Source organism: Sodalis-like endosymbiont of Proechinophthirus fluctus (genome assembly GCF_001602625.1).
In the GTDB taxonomy this organism is placed as follows: Bacteria; Pseudomonadota; Gammaproteobacteria; order Enterobacterales; family Enterobacteriaceae.
In genome coordinates this window covers 74,084-84,094 of record NZ_LECR01000090.1, presented here as the reverse complement: position 1 = coordinate 84,094, position 10,011 = coordinate 74,084, and the positions used below count along the sequence as shown (strand labels likewise).

At 46.1% G+C, this 10,011-nt stretch carries 8 protein-coding genes and 2 pseudogenes; 6 read left to right on the top strand and 4 right to left on the bottom strand.

What is annotated here, in order from left to right; genetic code table 11:
* Positions 1-367: pseudogene (locus tag BG74_RS18380) on the bottom strand (exodeoxyribonuclease I); the annotation flags it as partial.
* A 1-nt stretch (position 368) separates the two neighbouring features.
* The coding region (sbcB, locus tag BG74_RS09050) for an exodeoxyribonuclease I (protein ID WP_244267491.1) at positions 369-1,326 on the bottom strand (958 nt) is incomplete at its 3' end.
* A gap of 1,826 nt (positions 1,327-3,152) precedes the next feature.
* Between sbcB and BG74_RS14450 the strand changes: the two genes are divergently transcribed.
* The 3 genes from BG74_RS14450 to BG74_RS14445 all read left to right on the top strand — a co-directional run bounded on the left by BG74_RS14450 (position 3,153) and on the right by BG74_RS14445 (position 4,874).
* Complete coding sequence (locus tag BG74_RS14450; RefSeq protein WP_187202853.1) at positions 3,153-3,467, top strand: hypothetical protein; 315 nt, start codon at positions 3,153-3,155, stop codon at positions 3,465-3,467.
* 259 nt (positions 3,468-3,726) lie between these two features.
* Positions 3,727-4,038, top strand: a complete 312-nt coding sequence (locus BG74_RS09035; protein ID WP_066597974.1) for a hypothetical protein — start codon at positions 3,727-3,729, stop codon at positions 4,036-4,038.
* Between the two features lie 656 nt (positions 4,039-4,694).
* The gene (locus BG74_RS14445) at positions 4,695-4,874 is read left to right on the top strand and encodes a hypothetical protein (RefSeq protein WP_187202851.1); all 180 of its coding nucleotides are present in this window, start codon (positions 4,695-4,697) and stop codon (positions 4,872-4,874) included.
* Positions 4,875-6,667: 1,793 nt separating this feature from the next.
* Here BG74_RS14445 and BG74_RS09025 read toward each other — a convergent pair.
* Positions 6,668-6,874: a hypothetical protein gene (locus BG74_RS09025; protein ID WP_204376381.1), complete on the bottom strand. Its 207-nt coding sequence runs from the start codon at positions 6,872-6,874 to the stop codon at positions 6,668-6,670.
* 13 nt (positions 6,875-6,887) lie between these two features.
* Here BG74_RS09025 and BG74_RS09020 point away from each other — a divergent pair, with 13 nt between their 5' ends.
* On the top strand, positions 6,888-7,097 hold the full coding sequence (locus BG74_RS09020) for a hypothetical protein (protein ID WP_066597969.1): 210 nt from the start codon (positions 6,888-6,890) through the stop codon (positions 7,095-7,097).
* Positions 7,098-7,379: 282 nt separating this feature from the next.
* Positions 7,380-7,707 (top strand): annotated as a pseudogene (locus tag BG74_RS09015) (DUF496 family protein).
* A gap of 1,231 nt (positions 7,708-8,938) precedes the next feature.
* On the opposite strand, the gene BG74_RS18375 reads toward BG74_RS09015, so the two are convergent.
* On the bottom strand, positions 8,939-9,097 hold the full coding sequence (locus BG74_RS18375; RefSeq protein ID WP_244267490.1) for a hypothetical protein: 159 nt from the start codon (positions 9,095-9,097) through the stop codon (positions 8,939-8,941).
* A gap of 420 nt (positions 9,098-9,517) precedes the next feature.
* Between BG74_RS18375 and BG74_RS14435 the strand changes: the two genes are divergently transcribed.
* Entirely contained in the window at positions 9,518-9,688 is a 171-nt protein-coding gene (locus BG74_RS14435) for a hypothetical protein (RefSeq protein WP_187202848.1), read from the top strand.
* The last annotated feature ends 323 nt before the right edge of the window (positions 9,689-10,011 follow it).

Below are 10,011 nucleotides of genomic sequence, written 5' to 3'. Positions count from 1 at the left end.
AGGCTTCCAGCCGCTGCTCGGTAAAGCGGGTTTTTCGGTGCTCTAGCCAGCGTAACTGCTCATCGTGATCCAGAGTATGGGGAAAATTGCGCGCGCGGTAGCGAAACAGCAGCGGCTTCAGGCGCGAGTCGACAAATCTTATATCCAGTGCCGGCAGATTTTCCGGGGCGGTAGCTTGGATAATATTCATCGCATCGCGATCGATATCGCTAAAAAAACCGTCATACAACTGCGCATCCACATCGTCTGAAGACGTAAATGGCACGCTTTCGGCAAATAGCGCCAGCACTTTTTCCCTGACTTCCGGCCGGCGCCGTAGCCAGGTGAGGTTATCCAGACAGCGCTGGCGATGGATGCCAAGCCGTTCNCGGCATCCATCGGCTGCAGGGTATTAGCAGGCACCAGCACCGGGCATTTATTGAGATGTACTAGTTTCAGCGGTACTGCGGAATCTTTCCCCAGAGCATCGCGCCGCGTGTAGAGCCGGGTGCGCAGCGCATCGTTGTCCAGATCCTCCAGGACCTGCATATCGCCGCTGAGATCGCAGACGATGAGCGCGCTGGGGTTATCAGGATGCCAGGCCAGCGGCGCAATCCAAGCGGTATTTCCTCGAGCAGCGCCGAATATACCAGAAATATGGACCAGCGGTTTCATTGTTGCAATATCCACCAGCGTCTTCAACTGATGCTTGCCACGGTGGCGGTAAAGATAGTCAAACAGCTTCGGCTGTGCCTTACGCATCAATTTGGCCATCGCCAGGGTCGCGTAGACATCAGCCATGGCGTCATGGGCCTTGGTATGTTCAATGCCGTTGGCACAGGTCAAATGCTCTAGCCGAAAGCTGGGTAGTCCCTCGTCATTCAACGGCCACTCAATGCCGTCGGGACGCAGGGCGTGACAGGCGCGCACGACATCCAGCAGGTCCCAGCGGGAATTACCCTGCTGCCAGCTCCAGTCGTAAGGATCGTAAAAATTGCGGTAAAACAGGTTGCGGCTGACCTCATCATCGAAGCGCACATTGTTGTAGCCCAATATGCAAGTGCCCGGCGCGCTAAATAATTGGTGGATGCGGCGGGCGAATTCGGCTTCACTGACGCCGTCACGTAACGCCTGTTGGGGAGTGATCGTGGTTATGAGCACCGCCTCCGGCTCCGGTAGATAATCGTCGGCCGGGCGGCAAAAAAAGACTTCCGGCTCGCCTATGGTCTCGAACTGACTGTCGGTGCGAATACCCGCGAATTGCGCCGGACGGTCTAAGGAGGGATGTTTACCGAACGTTTCATAATCGTGGACCAGAAATGTAGGCTGCGCTAACGGGCTAGCCATGGCGTAAGTACCCTCATTTAAGGTAATAGATTCCTTTATAGGTCATGTTTAAGACGTCTAATATATAAACGGGGTTCCTTGTCATGTGGTGTTGGTATTGATATAACCTTGCTCCCCCGATTACGCCATGTCAAGTGGCGAAGGCGCGTATCGACTAGTGGTGAAAGGCGGTTATTACGCTGATCTTTTATCATAGTAAATAATCTTCGTTGATGGATGAAGGTTTGACTCGCATCCTGTAGCGCAGCAGCGATCCCGAGTCTAGTTTTCATGTTGTACGACGCAGACGCCACACCGAGCAGCAAAGCATTCGCATACCGACTCACAACCTTGACCACCGTCTTTCCCCGTTCGGTTTCCTATACTGCTTTCTATACCGCTTCGCGATCTCGGTCAGCCCTGTTGTCACAAGGATACTGAGACGAATGAGATCACCTCGGATGGGCGCTAGGCACAAATAACAGCAGATTGATTGAGCAAGCGATAATGCTAACGGCATTACAGATGAAAGAGTGAAAATATTACGTCCGTCTTCCAGGTTACACTGCATGATGAAGGCAAGCAACTTAAATTTATTAATTTACTACATATTCTGTCGGCAAAGATCCAAAGTTTATCTTATGGATTGGTGTGTAATGCGGCGTTAATCGGATAATGCGTAATTCACTAATTATTGACAACAGTAAGGCAGAAAAATTAATAAGCTAAGGTAAGCAATGGATATAAACTATAAAAATATTTTATCGATGAGTGCGTTACATTCAGGCATAGCCTGACCCATGTCAGGGGTGACTTCAGATGACGGTATTTTGCTGGATGAAAACACTTTTGTTACGTTTATTCTCCTAAGAGAGAATAACGAGAAACCATCAATTTAATTTAAGACATCCATAGCTGAGATATTAATCAAAGTAGCACCATCGAGGTGAGGTGGAAAAAATGATTGAATCTAAATTTGACAGTATAACGCTTACATTGACTTTATCTGAAACCTATGATAAAAGGCAGCGTGATAAACGGATCTACGATGAAAAGATAAAACCTAAAACTCTACCTGAAAAAATGGCGCTTTACAGTTTCCTCATCGGTATAAAATTTATCCCAGTCTCGTAGCTTTTCGCTGTACTGATTATATCCGTTCAGAACGCTAAGATAGATTTCTTATAAAGAAAAAAGAGACCAGTATTACCTATTCCTAGATAATTGGGATATGTTTTCTCCACGGGTTTATTTTAATTAGTCTGTTATCGCGGTGTGCAGGGTAGATTCACCAGCAGGACAACTTACATTAATCTAATTTATGCCGGCGCTACCTCCGTCCCAGGGTATTCACTTTATAGTTAATAGACGGTCTACTGTGGGTAGGTTCTCTGATCGGAGCTGATACAGACCTGAGCAAGATAACCACAGTGCGCTAGGAAGGAATCATAGGAAATAAAAAATCGTCAGAATAAAACGGAATATTACCTATTTTTAACCTATTTAGACTCGGGATACTAAATAAATGGTGATAGTGATTATATTTGAAAAATTATTATATGTGCTCTCTGTGGAATCCTATTTGAACCTTGAAGAAGCGATAGACATCGTGGTTTGTACGTTGGAATTAGATAAGAATATCTGGGTGGGTGATGTTAGAGAACTATAATGTTTATTTCTATATTTTCTCTCCGATTATGGCAATCATCGGTGAATTGTTGGGGAGTTTTTCATCTCTTTGTTACAGGCACAGCTATTTGGATATTTCTACGCACCGCTGTTGGTTTTATTATAATGTGAGCGGACAGCGTATTATCCTATTTTTGCGTACAACAAGCCTGCAAAGCGTGCTGGAAAATATCGAAAATCTGATTGACCAATCCCATTACTGGCTAAAACCTTGCCCGATATCGCTTTGCCACCTTAGCGATCAGGGTTTGTGCCACGCGGCCGGAAAACCACTTTTAACCGAGGTGAGTATTGAACCTGTCTTCCGTGCCGATTTTATTCTGCATATCGTCACCTATGCCCTCTGCTGGATAAGGCAGTATGGCTGGATATGTTGGCGAGCTCGTATCACGCACGACAGCTTGAACAGAGATCGCCTGACTTCTCGCCTTGTTGCCGAAATGATGCATCTGGTTGGGGCGGCGCTACACTAAACTCCTATGTTTGGAAACTACGAAGCTGAGCTGGTAGCATTCGGTCACTCGGCATTATTGGATGAAACTCATCAGCAACTTAAAGATAGCACGGCAAATTTCGTGCGGCGTTTTCTGGCGTCCTGCGATTGTAAACCTTGGCTCCAGACGGTGGCCGCCTCCATAACCAAACTGCTTCCGTCGGAGGTAGAGAACTATTCCATAGAAACAAGTTCTGACGACTCTGAGCCGTCAAAAGAACGGCGAGGTGGTGCTCAGAATGGGACTGTGTAATGCGTTGGCGGGCGCCTTACTCACCGCGCCATTTGTCGAAATTAAAGCGGGCAATAACTGGATAATGGTAAATATCCGCCCAGATTCTATGGGAATAATGCGGCCGCCTGGTTATTTACACCAGTTGCTAGCGCCTGACGATCGCTGCCCGTTGAGTCCTTCTGTCGGCGCCTGGCTTACTTATCGTGTTGGGGGAGATTTATTCTGTTTGTTGTATCGACAAAAGGGCCTCTTCTATCAGTGTTTGGGTATCCAACCGGCGGCGAGCGATATCGGGACGCTGCTTGTTAAAAGCTGACGCTGCTTATCCAAGGCTATTAAAGCTACCGCCGACATGACGCCGGCGCCGCTGATCAGTTTGGTGCTTAAAGCCGATATTATTGGCCTTTTCCGGCGCTTAAGATGTCCTTAGCCACGCTGCCGACGTCGGTCAGCTATGATTTCCGCTAGCAGCGGGAGTATTCTAGCCTTCATCGACCATTTGCTGGATGCAAAGATTACCACCACCGCCGGCCTGCCGGATGAAATTACTGCGGTGACCGGCCCACCCTAGCGCGGGAAATCGAGTCGGATGAAAAACGTCTCCTTGACAAGCGCTGCGGTTTCCTGCTGTCGGTAAAACATCCTGTCATGCGCGGCAAATGGGCGGTAGATCCAGGTTTAAAACAGGCTTGGGATGAGGGTATGGCGCTTGTTATCCGCCCGTCGGACCATGAGTTGCGGTTGTAGGTACAAAATGGCGTGCGGGCGTGGCACAGCGCCGACGGCGTAATGAAAGACCTAAGCTGTGACAACGTGCTGGCGCGGTTGTACACGCTGGTGCAGGACAATGTGTTGGGTTGGTTTATTAGCCGCTACCCGTTGCTAAATTTTGCGGGTATTGTTCAGGCGTTGGGGCAGCGCATCCTATCGCTATTCGATAGTGGCCNNGGCCACATATATTATCAATAGCTATTGTTACTGTTGGCGAAGCCAACGGTAAGCTTTGAGTTGTGTCCGGGGGATGGTATCAATATCGACGCTATGCTGAGCTGGCCTATTGTGCGTTATGGTCTCTGTTTCCGTTGTGATATCACGCTGCTCGAGACGGGGTTAGACTGGCCGCTGGTCAGAGTGATGGGCAAAATTGATTGAGTTCTGTCCGCGTGACTGAAACAGTTAGCCCAGCGCCGCATAATCCGTTCTACAGACGGTGAAATCAAACTCTGTCGATACAGGAAGCGACGTTAGATTGAGAGCGGAAACAAGCAGGTGATGAATGCTGCGCCGAGTTCTGAAGAAAAGCCTAATGATATCCATTATATGGACGGGACACTGCGGAGATTTTAGAATAATTTATTTATTTTAAGATATAACTGTAGGATAAGAGTAGAAAAAATAATCAAAAATAATAAATATATATTATACTAAATATAGTAAATCATTAAGATTCTATTACGTAATTTATGTATGGGGTGCATCCAAAATGAAATGCCCTATGCCAGTAATACTTACTGCTTACAGGGCGATATTAAACATGCCGACTTGAACTGTAGTTGCAAATGATAATCTCAAAAATTGAGTATAAAAAGGAAAGGTGAAAATATGAAGATGATTGTCTACCCGCCTGGCAGTGACAGTTTCCCATGAAACGACAGAGATTCTTATTGCGGACTATCCTATTATTATGCTGACTTGACGACAATTTGTAAATGGTTGTTTAAACTAGAGTTATTTTTCCCCAGATAGAAAACAGCACTGTCGTTCTCGCTGTTAACGGGTATTGGCCTTTTTATTATCTAAGAGCATATAACCGGCGATGACTAACGTTTTACTTGCCAGTAACTATCTTACCGCCTGGCTATTGCCATTCTCTCTTTCTCAGCCCTGTCGACTCGCTTAGTGGAGGAACTCCCGCCTAAAAGGTGCTTTACAGCTCGATGGCACGCTGACGCTGTTTGGGCAAACCGGTGCAACATTTGCTTCCCTCAACGACGCCTGTTTGTCATAGGATATCGTCCACGCTGTTGCAAACCGTCGTCCCCGCGGCTGTGCTTTCCCGTTGCTGGTCATCCCTCTGCAATGCGATTTTTCCCTGCCACGATTTGGCTAAGCCGATCCTGCCATCGGGTCAGTTCTCACCAACATGACGGCTGCCGGGCCCTAGGTTGAGGAGGGCTATCAACACCGCCGCGATGCATCCGCTTTCATGTGCCATAAACAGAGTCTAAGAGTATTTCACTGGAAAATGCCGTCATGCCGCAGACGGGATGGCCAGAGCAGATAAGCGGCAGTATCAACGAAGAGGAAGGCAGCAGGCGAGTGGGAGAGTAGACTATTATATATAATTTTTATAAAAATTTTAATATTGATATTAATTTTATTAAAATTGAATAAAATAGACCTTTCCCTGTATCTTGGTTATTCCGGCGTTCGTCTCGATAAAAATCTCTCCTCTCGAATACCATATCTACAATATTATTACCGTCTCGCCCATGACTTGCACATCAGTCTAGCATTTGTGCTTATCTTTCTGATCACATGCCTGCTGGCATTGCCAGAAGGCACATGGCCGCTGATTACCTTAGCCGTGGTTATTGGCCTATTTCATTTTGAGGAAATGTATTAAGCGAGAGTTGCAGCGCATTGCCGGCACAGTATTCTCAGCGCGGAGTCTAAGCTTATTGACCCGCGTATTGAATTACCAGTTATACTGGCCTGGTACAGTTTGTTGATGTTTATTTGTGGCTATCTCAACCTTGAGAAAACTCCTTTATATAGCGCTTTTAATCGGCATCACGCCGATGGTGGTATGCGGCGCAGGCAGTGGCGATATGTGCGCACCGCCATGTGGTGAAGCGGGGATATAGTATATGGTCGTTATTGGCTTTGCTGTTTACCGGCATCTATCCGCAGCGGGCATTTATCCATTGGCACATTCAAATGCACTATAGCTTGAGCTTGTTGGCCATCAGTAAGTTTATGCGGCCTATATCTACCTCCCCCTTAATGTCATCGATCGGCCGTGTCTGGATAGTAGGCTGAAGACCGTGCTGAATGATATTGTCAAAATCAGCGCGATTGCTGACGCTGGCAAGCAAGAAAACCGGTTTGCCGAAACCGGTAATGGAATCCATCCAGACGCTGAGTCGCAATATGGTTTGCGTAATGGAACTGCAAATCGAAGCGTGGTGTGTGGGCCATCGCCCTCATCCGCCCGCGAGTCATTTTTTGTTGTTGAACGACACGTCACTGCGCAGTATGCAAATTAGGACCATGTGGCCGCTGGCAGAAGCTCTACGCGAAGGGAATCTAGAGTCTATCGTCGTCAATAGCGAGGAGTTGGTTTCCACTGCGGTGGAGCTGCATCAAATGTAACGTGATACACAAAAGCTTCGCCAACTTTCCTGGCTGTTGATCCAGTTTTAAACTTAGCCACGCATAGCTGTAGATAGGCGCCTCAATCTGATGACGCCGATTTATGCTTTCCCACATTTCCCTAACCGCCGCCGCGCACTGGAGGGAGAGAGAGGCCGCCCGCACGCAGGTTTCTGCTATCGCCAAAAATCGGGTAAAATGGGAGTATGCCAAAGTGGTGCATAGCTGCTACTCTATTAGCACACAGCTTTGCTAATGTATCAGCTAAGCAAGGAAACTGAAATGGATCACATTAAGCCTTCATTCCACGATATCCTGGAACTCATGCGTATGTTTCTCTGCAGGAACAACCTCAAGCTGCATCTCGAGATTACCAATAATGAGAAGAAAATCCACGACAACCAGAATCGTGTGTTGCTGCTGAACAATCTTAGCGACTACATCAAATCGGGTATGTCCATTGAAGAAATCCAGGCAATTATTAGCAATATGCGTACCGATTACGAAGATCGCGTCGATGACTACTACATTATTAAAAAAAGCCGAACTATCGAAAAAAATGAAAACGACTTGGGAAGTCAAGGTCCTTAATTTCGTTGCCGATAGGTAACCTTAATCTCGGCGCCTGCCGTAATAGGGTATTGAGACATCTAGCGCTAACTGGTTTTTCCCAGCTTTTTATAATATATTTATATTTTTATAAAAAAATAACGCCGTGGCAAAAATGATGATAGCACTATCACCCTGCCTGTTAGTTTAATAAATACCCAGGCGTCAGGGCAGATAATAATGTGACTAATACACTAAGTTATATTATATATGATGAATATAATTACTATTTTTGTATTGATGATCGGGGCAAATGGAAGTTTCTGAGTTTGACAGGATTTTTACCCTTAAAAAATGGGGCGTCAATGGCGGCCTGGTTCAAGGCGGATAAGTTCTCTCATGATTGTATATAAATACGATAAAATTATAATATTAATTACGGTTATATTAATATTTCTTGGTAGTATTACCATATTGGTTATGCAAATTGCCTGGCATTTTTACCTGCTAAAAAAAGGGGATGGTTGTATGATACTGACCGATTCTATCCCCATCGTTTCTTCCCTACACTCTTGACCACGGGTCGCCGGCAACGGGGCTATTTTGTTCATAATAGATCCGATCTATTCCCAGATACAGAAATATACGTAGGGTAATTGGTAATCAACCGGCTGTCGCCGTGCAAAATTCATCCTATCAGATTATGCTGTCAAAATCTGTATTGCCGGATAAAGCAAAAAAATAATTTTTAGCCATATGAAAAAATACTGAAACGAGAAATAAGGCAGTTATTAAAAATTAACTCGGCCAATAAAAAGAAAATTAAAACGCCGTGTCAAATTAATTTTCAAGCATGTCTTTAATATAAGACTGCCCGCGCCGCAGGTGCTTTATTTTTTTTTGAGAACCTCTCCCCGGTGAGTTGTAGACGTTGGCGGTTATGGCGGCTCCTATCCCAGTTGCTATAGCTCAATGGTGTATCACCACCATCCGCCGGATGTTTTGCTCAATGATCGCCGCGGATGTCTTAAATTGACGCCGCTCCGGCGGTTTGAAATCTAGCTAAATAATTTGCGCCATACCGTCTTGCGACATCACCGCCGGTACACCGATAGCCCAAAACCACGTTGGCCGTATTCTTTATCCAGTACGCAGAGGAGACCACCGTCAGGTAGCGGTGGCTACCGGTTAAAAGTTGCGGCAAATCTCGGCGATTGTGCTGGCGACGCTATAATTCCGTGCAACTTTTCTGGGCATAAGTAATGTTTGGCTATTCTTGCTGCGGCTGATGCTCAGGACGCGATGGTAAGGTAGTCCTGACAGTTTCTATACCTGATGGTAATAATATCGCAGGGAGGATTGGCGACGATGAAGAAAATACCGTTAAAGCTGCCTGTCATAATTTGCGGCATAATATACTCGAAGATACCGGCGGTGGTGTCTAAGCTCATTCAGTCGAGTCTGTCACGGTTTCAAACTGCCCCATGATACGATAATGACGGCGATATCAACATCGGTATAATCCGCCGTGCTATGACTGCTCACCATCACTTGGCTTAACATATATTCCGCCGCATTGGCAAAATCTTTGCGCTGGCCTTCCAGCCGCTTCTAATTGAAATCTAACAGAATCAGTTTTTCGCTTATTTGCTGGTTTAACAGAGTTATAGGTAGCGGATGCGTCGACATTGCCGGTACCGATAATCATGATCTTGCGTGGTTTCATAAAACGTACTCTTATCAAAATACCGGCGGTAGCCAGGCCACGTGCCATTTAATAATTATATATTTATATTTATAATATATACAATTACAATATAATTGTATATTAATATACTTATATGGGTGAGCATGAGAGGATCATGAAGACAATGTTTTTCGAGTACGACAGCAATGAAACCGATTGGCTGGCTAAACAGGATAAGTGCATGGCGCAGGCGATGGTATATTTGAGTATAATCCGGCGTAGGATGACACCGGATTTGTTTACCGCACTGGTCAGAAACACTTTCGACCGGCAGGTGTCCGCCAAGGCGGGCTAATAGTCAACGCCCGTCTCCGGCGCTGGCCAGTTCGGTTACACTGCAATGGCTGGAAGCACCGCCGGCGAAGGCGATTCAAGGCTGCGGAATTTCTATTAAAAATTCATTATATATTAATTTATTGATACTATAACCGCCATGAGAAACAAGTTAGATTTAAGCGCTATTCATCACTCCAGCGATGAATAGGTGATCGCCACCTTATCCGTTCTGCTAGGCATTGACGTCTAGACGGCGGAGATGTTGATGATTTTCTACTTGGGCAAGCTGAATGTGCTGAGCTAGGGAGACTTGGCTATCCGGTGCCGCATCATGCATCTTTA